We start from the raw sequence: 12,926 nt of genomic DNA on the forward strand, positions 1-12,926 counted from the left end.
GTTTCTTATTACACCCGAAAGTTACGTCAAAAATTATTGCCGGTCAATTTCAAAAATATAGTTTTCTTCTTTGAAGACTTTTTCCGTGTGAATGCACTGCATCCGGAGGCTGTTTCCGGCCGCTATTTTAGTGATGGTATCCAGTTCGCAATCTTCGGACAGGATCATATAGGTTTTGTTTGCCGGAGTTAAATAAGGTTTTAACTGGGCGAAAAGCTGTTCGAAGTAGTCGAAATTCTCGCCGCAATACCAGGCATTTTCAGCTATATTCTGTGGTGTTTTCGGGTAGTATGGCGGATTGATGACGATATAGTCAAAAGCGTGGTCTTTCAGATTTTGAAATAAATCGGAATGCAGTATGTTTATCGAAACGGCATTCCGGCAGCTGTTTTGCCGTAAGGCTTCAAGTGCGGCAGTATTGATATCGGTAGCCGTTACAACCGCTCCTTTTGTTGCTGCTAAAATGGAAATAATGCCGCAGCCGCAGCCCAGCTCCAGAAAGGTTTTGTTTGCTAAAGGCAGGGGTTCGATAAATTGCAGCAGCAATTTGGTGCTGATCGTGATAAAAGGCGGGAACACTGTTGGTACGACCTTTACAGTGATATTTTTATAATGGTATTTCCGGGGTTTGGAAAGGTATAAAGCACTCGCTTTTTTCAGAAAAGGGCTGACTATTTTTTGAATTAGCTTTCTCATTATTCCGAATAAAATCCTTCAATTTCCGGTTGGCGGTATTTCCATATTTTATGAAGAGCTTTGATTTCATAAGGATATTGGTAAAATCCGGTTTTGTACCGCAGTCCGGCGATGGTTTGCAGCAATTGTTTTTTTAAGCCCCTGATCCTGAAATCGGAAGCGGTGGGGTAATAGCCGTTTAAAACCGTTTCAAAATTTTTAATGGTATCAATCATATATGGTTTTAGCCATGGAGTCAGCGGATTTTTGCGCAGGTCGAAGTTTTCCCAGCTTGGCGAGATCCAGTCTTCCAGGTGCTCCGGAAAGGAAAATCCGGCATCGAGTATCTGCTGATACAGTTCAGAACCTTCGGTAGGAACCGGGCTGTACAGGTAAATTATGATTTCGGCTTTGGGGTTAATGGTTTTTATTTCCCGTATAAAGTTGATGTCCCATACAATCTGGTCGTAAACCTGTTTTTCTGTTGCAGCGGGCATTCCCAGTACAAAGGAAAGTTCCGGTACGATGTCGACATTTTTCATCCGCAATACAAAATCCTTAATCATCTTTCCGGATTGAGTACCGCCTTTATTCATCTGTTTGAGTATCTCATCGTTACCGGTTTCGGCACCTAAAAAGATCATTTTGCAGCCTGCCTTACGCATCAGCCGGAGTTCATCGTCCGAATACATGTTGATCGTGTCGATCCTTCCTTCGCCCCAATAGCTGATATTGTCATTTAAAATGAGCTCGGAAAATTCGAGCACTCTCTTTTTAGAGGTAAAGAAGTTATTGTCGTGAAATTCGATGGCGTCAATGTTGTATTTTTCTTTGAAATACTGTACGTCTTCATAAATACGGGAAGCCGACATGCCTTTCCATCGGGCATTGTAGATAGGGACAACGGCACAGAACGAACAGGAAAACGGACAGCCCATGCTGGAATGGTAGGACAAGGTTTTGTTTCCCATGAATGTCTTAGCCAGATAGTTTCTGACCGGATAAAACGTATTGAGGTATTCATACGGAAACTTCGGCAGTGTGTCCTGATCCAGTAAGGCTTCAACGGCCGTTTTGGTAATATTGTTCTCCGGGTTTTTATAGATAAGGTTTTTGATGAGTACGACACGGTCGGTCGCTTCATTCTCGATTGCATGAATCAGCTCGGGAAAAGTTCTGTCGCCGGGACCGTTAATAATATAATCCACATAACCGGAATTTAGCGCTACTTTGTATTGATTGGAAGCAAAATAACCGCCCCAGACGGTTATGATATCCGGAAATGTTTCTTTTATTTTTTTGGTAAACGGAATCGCCTGCCGCAATTGCGGACCGGGCATGACCGTTGCTCCGAAGTATTTGAATTCGCCGGTTTTAAGATAGTTTTCAATGGTTTTCCACGGGTCTTTTTCCAGATTTCCGTCTATAAACACATAATCATAAAGCCCATGAATGGAGGCACCAACCTGTAATATAGAATTGGGAATGCGGTGCTTTCCGTTAGCACTTCTCGGATTGAATAATATGACTTTATTCTTTTTCAACTTATCGGAATAGTGTTGTTTTGTCGGTAATCAGTAATATGATAATCTGCGCAATTGCGGCACCCAAAAGCGCACCGGTCATTCCGTGGTTTAAATATAGCAATATTGTCGATACAACCGCATTAACAACGGCACCAACCAGTAAAATTTTTATAACGCTTTTTTCTTTGTATATTTTGAAGAGTTCCACAATTTTAATGCCATAGCTAAAAGAGGGATAAATGTATAAAAAAGCAATACCGTAAAACCAGAAGGAAAGCCTGAGCTTGAGATAATAGTGTACGATCAGGTAAATAACGGCCAGCGCGCAGGGAACGAGCAGCAGTCCTAATAATTGGAGTTTTCGCTGGATTTTTAAAATGACCGTTTCGTTATTGCGGTAAATGTTTTTAGTGAAAGGGGCATAGATAAAAGCGGCCAGCGACATGGCAAAAACCAGAAGACTGTTGATGATCTGGTAATTGGCAATCACGGTTTTGTTTTCGAAATAGTCCACTAAATACACATCTATTTTGGAAGTAAAGAAACCCAGAACGGATAGCAGGAAAAAAGGCAGCGCTGTTTTAAAATAGGAAAAATCCATTTTCATGTTTTTCACGGAAAGGTATTTTTTGAATAACAAAAAGTACAGCAGGCCTCTTACAAACTGATAAAAGCTATAGCTGACCAGCAGCGAATAGATTCCGAAATCGTTTTTCAATACATAAAAAGGAAGAAGAAAAATCAGGAAGCCAATACATTCAATACTAATGGAAGCATTGAATTTCTTTTCATACACCACCAGTGCTTCTGTGGAATGATTAAAGTAACGCCCGAGTATCCAGATAAAAATATAGAAGGTGTAAGGCAGCGGAAAGAAAAACATGCTGCCTGCCGAAAACAGGAATACAAAAGGCAGACGGGTGTATAATATTCCGGAATAGTTCTTTTTGATCTTATTCGGAAGCAGGCTGAACAGCCGGAGTAAATATTCTTTGTTGCCCCAATTGATGATCTGGACGGTGAACAGCGTGTACAGCAGTATGGAAACAAAAGCACCCCATATTTCTTTTTGCGAAAAATGAATAACCAGGAAAGGAACCGCCATGCCAAAAGCTGAGATGATCAGCTGCCGGATGGTATTGCTGGATATATGTAATAGCTTAGGGTTTATTTTAGTGGCCAATTCGGTTTTTGTTTTAGGGTGAAAAGCTGTTTGAGGTTACTCTGTTTTTAGTACCCGTAAGGTATAAAAACCAATTCCTCGGTTGTAATCGGATAAATAGATCAGGGTTTTGTTATTGATTAGTAGGGCATTGGTTTTATTGTCGTTGCCATAAGTGAGCTGTTTGTCATTGTGGTAAATCTGGTTGTTCCGGATCGTTGCCTCAGCCGTTTTTGATGCAGCTAACGGTATGGACATCCGGTTTTCACCATTTTCATTCCAGTAATAATAAGTCAGCCGGTTATCGGCAATGGTATATTTATAAATAAGAATCGGACTTTTTGCAGGTAGCAACCCCATTGCGTCTGCAGGGCGCATGGTATGGATGCTGTAATAGCTCATCCCGGCGGCCAGTACTAAAATGAGCGGACTCCATTTCCAGTTGACGGTACTTTTTTCGGAAAGCAGGTATAGTATAAAAAACAACAGGAATAGTAATAAACGGCAGTAGCTGACCGGAAAGACACTGTTTGTAAAAAATTGTAATGGCCAGTTGCAGCTGCCGCAAAGTAATAATATAAAGCCGCATTTTACGATAGGACTGCTGTTGGTATTCACAATACTAAAAAACGGAAAAAGCAGCAGTATAAACGTATAGGTGCTGCCATAGGGAGAAAGCAGCAGCATGATGATGATCCAATAGGAAAAAACAAAAAGCGTATTCTTTTTTATTTGGGTTATGTAGTACCCCGTGAATACCAGTCCAAGCTTAAAACTCATTAACAGTAAGTGAAACAGAAACGGGTTATTGACTGCCGGGTAGGGATTTTCGATGGCGTCGGTAATAAAGATACGTTTCAGAAACATATAAACCGATTGGTAATTGTCTACAAAAGCAGTTGCTATTTCGCCGTTCGAAGCTTTTGGAAGTACTTTTTCAAAAAAGAAAAACCAGATCTCAACACCGTTTAACAGTACGGAACCTATTGTTAAGAGGGCACAGCAAAAAATAAGGTATGCAGCCGGTTTATAAGCTTTTTTAAACAGCAGGAAAGCAATTAGCATTACCGGGAAGACCTTAATCAAAACGGCCATGCTCCAAAACAAACTCATCCGGAACAGCTGTTTTTTTTCATAAGCGAGCCATCCTTCGGCTAACAGAAAGAATAATAAAAAATATAACTGACCGAATAACAGGTTGTTTTTAACCGGAAGGAAAAACAGGACCGGTATGATAGCGGCATAAACGGGTTTGATCTTATAAAAAGCGACAAGCCGGCTGGTACTGTACAGGAATAAAAAGGTACTGAGCAGGTTGAATATGAGCTTGGCGGTAAAAGGATCTAAAAAATGAAACGGGTAAAAGAGGATAGTCAGGAATGGCGTATTGGGCGCATAACTTAAAAAAAGGGATTCATATCCTAAAGCGGCAATGTCCCGGTTAAAAATATAAGGAAAGTACATGTCGGCAGTGAACGTTCCCTGAGCAAAGAAATAGCCGCCGAAATAGTAGTTCCCGAAATCATGCAACGAAAAACCGGTGGCTTTAACAATATAAAAACCGCACAGCAATAGCAGTGGCAGCAGGCCGTAGTATTTTCCTGTTAGTGCTTTCATGACCGGTTAAAAATTGAAAATGAAAACAAACCGGTTTTTTGCAGGGCATAGCTAAAAGAAACCCTCAGCACACCAAGACCATAAATAACGCTTCGCTTAAAATTAATGGACGATGCATCTTCAAAATAATGTGTAGGGCAGGAAATTTCACCAATCCGGGCATTGGTAAAACAGCACTGCGCCAGTATTTCATTGTCAAATACAAAATCGTCTGAGTTCTTTTCAAAATCAATCTGCTGTAAAACCGACGCTTTATAACAGCGGTATCCGGTATGGTATTCCGATAATTTCTGGTTCATAAGCAGATTCTGAAAAAAGGTGAGCAGCCGGTTGGCTATGTATTTATAAAACGGCATGCCGTTTTTTAAGGCGCCTTTGCCTAAAATACGGGATCCCAGTACCACATCATACAAATCGGTAACGACCATGTTTACCATCGAAGGGATCAGTTTTGGCGTGTACTGGTAATCGGGATGCAGCATGATGATAATATCAGCCTGCAAGGCTAATGCTTTTTTATAGCAGGATTTCTGATTGGCACCATATCCTTTGTTGCGGTCATGGGCAATAATGTGCTGTATTCCTAACTTTTTGGCAACAGCAATAGTGTCGTCCTTACTGAAATCGTCTGTTAAAATGATGTCGTCTACGATATCAAAAGGGATTTCGCTGTAGGTGCGTTCAATGGTTTTTGCGGCATTGTAAGCCGGAAGGACAACTATTATTTTTTTATTGTTTACCATAATCAGTTGATATAATTGACTTCATTCGGAGACTGCTCCCTTACATGATCGGAAACCGCCAGTCCCTGAAAAGGAGCCAGCGCTTCAACGTCTTTCCGGTTGTACAGATTGCCCAGAAAAGGAAATTCCGGATACACATGTGTTGTGAGTCCCGATAACCTGCTTTGCACCTCAGCCAGCGGGAGATTCCATTCGAGGCTTAGTCTTTCGGCAGAAGGTTCCATAAAGGAAATATATAACAATTCTGTTAAGGTGTGCTGCTGGGTCTGGGAAAAATCAATCTCACCGGACAGACTGTTCTTTATCGCGTTATGGGAAACCCTGTAATTGAGAAGGGTATTCTGGAAATCATTGTAGGACAGATAGCCGTTGTAATTGTTCTGAATACTGAAAAGCGGCTGTATGGAGGATTCATGACACCACATGCATTTGGCCGGTTTGCCGGCATTTGAGTGTACCGGATCGGCATTGTTTTTTCGCTGTCCGTTTGTGTCGAAAATGCCAAAGCGCAATTGCCCGTTTTCCAGCAGTTCTATTGTTTCATATTCCAGTACCGTTCCGTCTGCCGGATTAATTTCGGAAGAAACAAACAACTGGTTTAAGCCGTTTTGTTCTGAAAACCGGATTATCCGGTGCTCCAGTGAAACGCCTGAATCGTTTACATATCCTTTTTCGGGTTTTAGGGTGTACTTGTTAAGAAGGGTATTCAGATTTTCCGGTACTCCGGCAATTTTATAGTAATGCTCGGATGCCCCTAAAAGCAGCGATACATACCGTCCTAAATCGATTGTGCCGGTAAGCTGGTATTCGGAAGTGTTTTTTAAAGTTTCATGCAGCTGATAGAGTTTGTTTTTTGCATTTTCGGAAAACCCCAGTTTGTTTAGATCTATCGCAATGCGATTGCCGCTGGCGGTTATACCGTTAGCATTGGCAGGCAGTTTGGCGCCTATATAGGATAATGCCCATTTCAGACCGATAACGGAAGTGTGGATGTCGTCATTTTCATAAGCCTTATTCCATTTCAGGAATAGTGACGGGTCGTTGGTTTCCAATAGATCCGAATAGGTCTCACTAACACAGGAGAGGAATATAAAGCTAAAAAGGAGTATTATTTTTTTCATTGTTGTTGCGGGTTATGGCGGGTATTGCTAATCTTATAAAGGTAATAATCAGTATTCCGGACAATAGCTTCCTGTAGTTTTGTTAATTGCTCCACTTTTAAATGATGCCGGTCGCTGATGCCGGCCGGATTTTCAAGGATGTTTTTTTTGCTGATAAAGATAAAAGGCGTGCTGATGTTTGTATCGGCCGAGAGTATCGTAAGGATTTGTTCGCCGGAAAGCTGCGTGTCACACCGGAAACTCCAGTCGCAAAAACTCTGACGGCTTTTCTGGCAAACAAAATAAGGTTTCTGATTCAGGTAAGGCGCGATGATGGTTCCTTCACAAAACAGGGTTGCCACTTCCAGATGGGACAGTTTGTTCCGGTTTAAAAAACCGGCTACGGCTTTACCGGAGGAAAAAGGTTCTTTATAATCGATGGTACAGGCCAGGATACCGCTGCAAAACTGAATGATCAATATTGTGTAAACAGTTATTTTTTTTAACAGCTGTACCGTAATGTTTCCGGAAGTTCCGGCCTGTTGATAATAGCGGTCGATCCATAAGGCAATGATAATAATGAGGTAGGTGATTCCGTCAAACCGCGTGGCACCTGTCTGGGTAACGAAGAAAAAGAACTGCACGCCAATTAAGGCGGTATAGGTAAAGAACAGCGTATTTTTTCTTTTGTAGAAAAACAATAGCGGCAGGAAATAGAGTAAAGCGCCTACTAATAAAGCCAGCGTTTTGCTTGTGTTTACAATCCAGTTGGAATTCCAGAAATGAATGGTGCTAAAGTCAGGGATGGTGACGATGCCTTTAAACAGCGAGATAAAACCTTTGATGAATTTTTCATAGAAAGGAATGTCGGCTACTCTCCGCTCAAAAGCATGCAGATCGGAAGGGACTACCTGTATGAATAGCAGCAGCAATCCTAAAAAGAATATCGTATATCCCCAATAATGCGTCGTTTTTATTTTTCTGTTTTCATAGATAAAGGTCAGCAGCAGCGCACAGCTGATTGTTGCAAACAGAAGATGAATATTTGCCGCGATAATGAGGTACAGGCAGTACAGCGTGAACTTTTCGTTTCGCTGCCTGTAAATGTTGCAGGCTAAAAACAGGAATAATATCCCGATGTTATAATTCCGGCTGATAATGTTGTATTCGAACAGGAAGAAATACCCGAAAATAAAAAGGGTTTTAAAGACCAATGAAAAAGGGGCTTTCTTTACAAAAACGCTAACGGCAATAGTGGATACAACAATATGAAAAAACTGCATCCAGAACGGATTTGCGGTAAAACGGCTAATCATAAAAAGGAGTATGTTCCAGGCAACGGGATGCCCTTCGTTTTTCCTGTTTTGCAACAATTCCGAAAAACTGCTGCTATCCCGTGCCAACAGCCAGTGATGTGCTTCGTCCAGCCAGAGCTCATGATGGAGAATACCAATAAGGCTTACAGCAAAGTACAATGCTATAATACAGATCAGGTATTTTGCTTCGGCTTTTTCCGTTATCATCAGTGTCTGTTTATACTATTTGCTAATCATCATTAGTCCTCCGGCCAAAAGGGATTTTACCTTCAGCTTTAAAATCTTAACGGGATTCCTGTTTTCCTTTTTAATGAGCTCGCGGTAAAATTCGACTTCGTTAACCACTTTGCTCACGGCATAATCATAGAATTTCCGGGAATAGGTTCTTTTAAAATCAATTTGCCGGTCGGTTGAGGTTTCCCAGTCCGGTTTGATGGTAATGTTGCTTTCGATCTCGTCATAAAGGGATGTTCCTTTAATCGGGTAGGCCACCGTTATGGTATATTCTGTCGGGTTGGCTTCTTTTAAATATTGAATGGTTTTGTAAATATCGGTTTTGTCTTCACCCGGATAGCCCACCATAATAAACGTTCCGGTTTCGATACCCAGTGCATTTGTTTTCTGTATGGCTTCTTTTACGACGTTAACATCAACACGGCGGTCCATCAGGTCGATTATTTTCTGCGAACCGCTTTCGGCGCCAATCCAGATCCGGTAGCAGCCGGCTTCTTTCAAGAGGGTCAATATCGCATCGTTGAGCCTTTCGGCACGGGTGATGCATTCAAAAGGAATAACCGCCTTTTGGGCAATGACCTCATCGTGAAACTCCGTCAGCCATTTGTGGCTCACGGTAAATACATCGTCTACAAACCAGATGCTGTCCGGATTGTATTTTTCTTTTAACAGCAGCATTTCTGCCGCAACCTGCTGTGCCGGTCTTCTGCGGTAGCTTTGCCCGTAAACGGCCGTACTGCACCATTTGCAGGTGTAAGGGCAGCCTCTCTGGGTGGAAATGGTCATGGAGCTTTTGCCGTGATTTGTTTTCCAGGTTTCTAAATATTTTTCAATAGGAACGGCTTCGCGGTTGGGTATCGGCAATTCGTTAAGCTCTTTGAACTTTGTCCGGGCTTTGGTTTTAACCACGACATTGTTTTCCAGATAGGCAATGCCGTCAATACCGGAATAACCGGTGTTGTCCATGATCGCATTGTAGAGCTGGTATGCGGTTTCTTCTCCTTCGCCAATGATCAGGAAATGAGCCCCGGTATTCAGGTAGTTCTCACAGTTATAGGTAATGTCCGGACCGCCCAGTATGATTTTCGGAAATCCGTAGCGGGAATCGATAAGCAAGATCCGGATCAACTGAATGACTTCAATTTTGGTCATCAGATTGGTATAGATCGCAATGACCTTCGGCTGCATTCCGGCAATAAAGCGAAGCTGTTCTGTTTGGGTATAGAAAGTGCTGTCGTACACTTTGTTGTCGATGCCGCGTTCTAACAAATAGGCAGAAATATAGAGCAGCCCTAACGGCGGATAGGGCTTCATTATTTTCTGTTCTCTCGGGTCATCGGTAAGATAGTACCCATGTGTCAGCAGAATACTCATCGCTTTTGTAATGCTATAAAATAATGGTCGGCATAACGGGCGGTAAAGCTGAGGTTCTTTGCCTTGTTTTCCAGATAGTTCAGTAAGGCGGTTGTTTTGGGCTTACTGCTTATGAATGTTTCCAGATAAGAAGGCGGAACAAACAACCCAACCGGTTTTACCGTGGTTATGGTAAAATGTTCTTCCGACAGTTTTTTAATATCGTTTGGATTATAATAATAGGTGGCAATCTTTTCTCCGTCCACATTGGCAAGAACCTTTTCCTGCTTTCTGCGGAAAACATTACCGGATTGTCCTTTTAAAAGAAAATAGCCTTGCTCCCAAAGGGTGTTTTTGGGCATGATCACCAGAAACAGGCTTCCGTTTCGGGGCAATAAGGATGCTGCATTAGCAAAGAAATTCTTTAATTCTCCGGGCGACAAACAGTTTAAACCGCCAAAATCGGAAAAGATACAATCAAATTGTGCCGAAGGGAAAACCGCCGGCAACGCATTAATATCGGCCTGGCGGAAAGTGATGTTTTCAGCCTGCTTTTTTTGTTGGGCAACCTGTATCATTTTCTCCGAAATATCGGTAGCCGTAACCCGGTAACCTTGCCCGGCAAGCCAGAACGCATCTTCACCGGTACCGCAGTTTATTTCCAGAACAGACCGGACAGATTGGTTGTTTAAGCAATTGCTGAGGTGACCGTAAACATAACTGCGCTGTAATTTGCCAATGACCGTATTGGTAAACGTTACATCATAGGTTGATGCGGCTATGTCGAATGTTGCCTTCATGATTTTGCCAATGCTTTTATCCGGTAACGATCAATATAGGTACTGGGAATATAATACCCTAATTTTAATATGGATTTGAGCTGTGTCCGGTTTACGGAATCGTTAAATATATTTTTCAGAAAACTGATGCCCTGGCTGATGCGGTATTCCTTATGCACCAAACGTTGCAGTTTCCGGTAATATTCGGAGGAGTAGGTGCCGTGAAACATCATGTCCAGATCATCAGAATCGGACCAGTTGGATTTGAGTTTCAGGTCTTCTTTGACCTTGTCGTAAAATTTGGTTCCCGGAAGCGGGTAGGATACCGAAATGCCAATATTGTCCGGCAGCAGTTCCTTAACCATCGCAATGGTTTTTTGAATGTCCTCCTGGTTTTCGGTCAGGTAGCCAAACTGGAGAAAGAACGCCACGCTCACTTTTTTGCTTTTGAGCAATCGGGTCGCTTCATATATCTGGGCTACCGTAGTGCCTTTGTCCATCGCATCCAGGATTTTCTGGGAAGCGCTTTCGGCACCTACCCATACTTCTTCCAGACCGGATTTTGCCAGGACAGAAATCGTATCTTCTTTTAATAATAAATCCACCCGGCTCTGTATGTAGTAGCGGATGGTGATTTTCTGCCTGTCCAGTTCTTTTCCGAATTCCTGTACCCAATTGGGCTTTAATCCGAAAATGTCATCGCACATCCAGAATCGGGAAACCCCGAACTGTTCTTTTAAATAAGCGATCTGCCGCACGATATATTCCGGCGAATGGGCATTGTAGCGATTGCCGTAAATTGGCTTGGCGCACCAGTTGCATTTATACGGACAGCCTCTGGTGGTGGCAATATTCAGGGTGAAAGGATATTTGCTTTTTTGCCAGATGGCTTTATAGTCAGGAATATTTACCAGGTCCCATGCCGGCTGCGGCAATTCGTCCAGGTGCTGAATAACTGTTCTTTTGGGGTTTATACGGGTGTGCTGCGTGTCGGGATCTTTAAAAATAATCCCGCTCAGGCTGGCAGCCGTTTGTTTGCTGTCTAAAGCTTTTATAAGCTCCAGCAGGATGTATTCGCCTTCACCCTGTAGAATATAATCGGCGCCTTTTTCCAGGTATTTTTCATAATGATCCGTCGAATCGGAACTGCAGACAATCACAATGGCGTGGTGTTGTTTCCCGATGGCGATCATTTCAAAACAGGCTTCTCTCATTTTAGTGAGGCACATTTTGGTCAGGTAATTGAAACCGTCGTCATAAATAACCAGGTAATCGGGCTGAAACTGTTGTAATTTGGGAATGACAGACAGCGGACTGTTTAATAAATTGGTGTCGAACAAGTCAACCTTATAGCCGTTCTGTCGCATTAACGAAGCTGCATAAAGCGTTCCCAAAGGCGGAAAAGGCGTTTTGTTTTTCCATTGCTTCGGATCCAGCCTGTAATAATAAGAATGCGAAAAAAGGATGTTAGACATGTTCTTTGGTTAATTGAATATTGTGTGCGGTATATAATTCTTCGTATTTCCGGTTTAAAGCGTCAATGACTCTTTTCTGAAAATTGGAAGGATGGTGTTTGGACACTCTTTTTGATGATTTGAAAGCGATGGAAAATTCGGAAGCCAGTTTTTTCTCGAATTTCACTTTCCAAAATGAAAAAGTAGTGGTAAAGGTCATTTTCTCTACTTTCTTTCCAAAGGAACCGGAAAGCAGGTTTTCAACGGCGCGGACAATTCGTTTTTTAACAACGGGTTTTATTTCTGCGTCTTTTTTCTGATGGTTTGGAAAATAGTCGGTTACCCAGCGGTTCTGTTCAAAAAAAGCGGTCAGCATTTCTTTTCCGTGTAGCGGTACTAAAGTAGCAATTTCGGTGGCTGTAAACCTGTTTTTTTCTTCAATTTCAAGATTGTCGGCTGTAATGAAGTAATTCATACAGAAATATTTCCGGGAATTGAACAGGAATAATTTTTTATAGGCTACCAGGAATGTCCGGCAGGTCCAGAGGTGTTCCGGTTTAACGATTATAAAATAGTCGATATCGCTTTTGCTGTCAAAATATCCTTTTGAAAGCGATCCGGAAATGGCAACGGCTTCTACAAAAGGAAACCACGAACTGATAAAATGGGCTTTTTTTTGTGCGGTTCCCAGTGCTTTGACGGCATTCCGGTTCCCGGTTTCGCGTCTTTTAATGTGTTCGGAAGTCAGGTTGATATGGTAGTAGGAATCGGTTTTGGTGATGATTCCGCTTGCTAATGCCTGTTCTATTTCGCAGTCAAAATCATTTCTGTTCTCATGATCGGAGAAAGAATAGATTTCCTCTAATTTCAGAGGGTGATTAAAAATCGAAAAATAGAGAATAGGCTTTAATATCTTCAAAGTAAAAGATTTTGCTATTAATAATATGTTTGTTGAACCGTATTAAAA

General features: G+C 42.1%; 11 protein-coding genes. All 11 read right to left on the reverse strand.

Translation table 11 applies throughout. The features are described from left to right. Positions 1-33 precede the first annotated feature (33 nt). From B3394_RS07065 to B3394_RS07115, 11 genes are read right to left on the reverse strand one after another with little or no spacing between them, the layout of a single operon-like run. A complete protein-coding gene (locus tag B3394_RS07065) occupies positions 34-696 on the reverse strand; it encodes a methyltransferase (RefSeq protein WP_273246481.1) in 663 nt (220 codons plus the stop codon). Next, a complete protein-coding gene (locus tag B3394_RS07070) occupies positions 696-2,219 on the reverse strand; it encodes a B12-binding domain-containing radical SAM protein (RefSeq protein WP_286914550.1) in 1,524 nt (507 codons plus the stop codon). Before B3394_RS07070 ends, B3394_RS07065 begins: the two co-directional genes overlap by 1 nt. A 1-nt stretch (position 2,220) precedes the next feature. Then, entirely contained in the window at positions 2,221-3,384 is a 1,164-nt protein-coding gene (locus B3394_RS07075; protein WP_286914552.1) for a hypothetical protein, read from the reverse strand. A 36-nt stretch (positions 3,385-3,420) separates the two neighbouring features. Beyond that, positions 3,421-4,980, reverse strand: coding sequence for a glycosyltransferase family 87 protein (locus B3394_RS07080; RefSeq protein ID WP_286914555.1), 1,560 nt, complete (start codon positions 4,978-4,980; stop codon positions 3,421-3,423). Then, a complete protein-coding gene (locus tag B3394_RS07085) occupies positions 4,977-5,723 on the reverse strand; it encodes a glycosyltransferase family 2 protein (RefSeq protein ID WP_273246478.1) in 747 nt (248 codons plus the stop codon). The genes B3394_RS07080 and B3394_RS07085 overlap by 4 nt, the downstream gene beginning before the upstream one ends. 2 nt (positions 5,724-5,725) lie before the next feature. Then, positions 5,726-6,844 carry a hypothetical protein gene (locus B3394_RS07090; RefSeq protein WP_286914561.1) on the reverse strand — a complete coding sequence of 373 codons (1,119 nt, stop codon included), beginning with the start codon at positions 6,842-6,844 and terminating at the stop codon, positions 5,726-5,728. Beyond that, positions 6,841-8,346, reverse strand: coding sequence for a hypothetical protein (locus tag B3394_RS07095; protein WP_286914566.1), 1,506 nt, complete (start codon positions 8,344-8,346; stop codon positions 6,841-6,843). The genes B3394_RS07090 and B3394_RS07095 overlap by 4 nt, the downstream gene beginning before the upstream one ends. Before the next feature lie 15 nt (positions 8,347-8,361). Further along, a complete protein-coding gene (locus tag B3394_RS07100; protein WP_286914571.1) occupies positions 8,362-9,747 on the reverse strand; it encodes a B12-binding domain-containing radical SAM protein in 1,386 nt (461 codons plus the stop codon). Next, the gene (locus B3394_RS07105) at positions 9,744-10,526 is read right to left on the reverse strand and encodes a class I SAM-dependent methyltransferase (protein WP_286914576.1); all 783 of its coding nucleotides are present in this window, start codon (positions 10,524-10,526) and stop codon (positions 9,744-9,746) included. The genes B3394_RS07100 and B3394_RS07105 overlap by 4 nt, the downstream gene beginning before the upstream one ends. Next, the gene (locus B3394_RS07110) at positions 10,523-11,980 is read right to left on the reverse strand and encodes a B12-binding domain-containing radical SAM protein (RefSeq protein ID WP_286914580.1); all 1,458 of its coding nucleotides are present in this window, start codon (positions 11,978-11,980) and stop codon (positions 10,523-10,525) included. Before B3394_RS07110 ends, B3394_RS07105 begins: the two co-directional genes overlap by 4 nt. Next, positions 11,973-12,878 (reverse strand): nucleotidyltransferase domain-containing protein, encoded by a 906-nt coding sequence (locus B3394_RS07115; RefSeq protein WP_177731559.1) that lies wholly within the window; start codon positions 12,876-12,878, stop codon positions 11,973-11,975. Before B3394_RS07115 ends, B3394_RS07110 begins: the two co-directional genes overlap by 8 nt. Positions 12,879-12,926: the final 48 nt, after the last annotated feature.

The organism is Flavobacterium sp. UBA4197 (assembly GCF_002379575.1).
Taxonomy (GTDB): Bacteria; Bacteroidota; Bacteroidia; order Flavobacteriales; family Flavobacteriaceae; genus Flavobacterium; species Flavobacterium inviolabile.

Excerpts from the sequence above, each read along its gene's own strand:
- B3394_RS07095 (WP_286914566.1), bottom strand. The coding sequence starts at position 8,346 with ATGATAACGGAAAAAGCCGAAGCAAAATACCTGATCTGTATTATAGCA.
- B3394_RS07090 (WP_286914561.1), bottom strand. The coding sequence starts at position 6,844 with ATGAAAAAAATAATACTCCTTTTTAGCTTTATATTCCTCTCCTGTGTT.
- B3394_RS07105 (WP_286914576.1), bottom strand. The coding sequence starts at position 10,526 with ATGAAGGCAACATTCGACATAGCCGCATCAACCTATGATGTAACGTTT.
- B3394_RS07065 (WP_273246481.1), bottom strand. The coding sequence starts at position 696 with ATGAGAAAGCTAATTCAAAAAATAGTCAGCCCTTTTCTGAAAAAAGCG.
- B3394_RS07080 (WP_286914555.1), bottom strand. The coding sequence starts at position 4,980 with ATGAAAGCACTAACAGGAAAATACTACGGCCTGCTGCCACTGCTATTG.
- B3394_RS07085 (WP_273246478.1), bottom strand. The coding sequence starts at position 5,723 with ATGGTAAACAATAAAAAAATAATAGTTGTCCTTCCGGCTTACAATGCC.
- B3394_RS07100 (WP_286914571.1), bottom strand. The coding sequence starts at position 9,747 with ATGAGTATTCTGCTGACACATGGGTACTATCTTACCGATGACCCGAGA.
- B3394_RS07110 (WP_286914580.1), bottom strand. The coding sequence starts at position 11,980 with ATGTCTAACATCCTTTTTTCGCATTCTTATTATTACAGGCTGGATCCG.